At 40.9% G+C, this 281-nt stretch carries 1 protein-coding gene; it reads left to right on the plus strand.

Features of this window, described 5'->3' with window-relative positions; translation table 11 throughout:
• Positions 1-281, plus strand: a 281-nt coding sequence (locus tag AAOP42_RS00665) for a transposase family protein (RefSeq protein ID WP_349526522.1), incomplete at both ends; no start/stop codon positions are given.

The raw sequence follows: 281 nt of genomic DNA on the forward strand, positions 1-281 counted from the left end.
GAGTAGCTTGTATGGGAGTAAGTCAAAACTGGATTTCATTCTGATGTACTTAAAAGAAAACCCCAACCAGTATTACCATGGAGAGATGTTTGATATGAGCCAGAGCAAAGTCAGTGAATGGGTCAGCTATTTATTACCTGCTCTGGAAGCATCTTTGGCCAAAATGAAGGTAATGCCTCAAAGTGGTTATTGTTACCGGCAGAGAGATAAAGAGGTGGATTACTTATTGGTAGATGTAACCGAAAGGCAGGTTGTCAGAGACGTTGATCCTGATAATCAGA

This window comes from Reichenbachiella sp. MALMAid0571, from assembly GCF_040151475.1.
GTDB lineage: Bacteria > Bacteroidota > Bacteroidia > Cytophagales > Cyclobacteriaceae > CAXBNB01.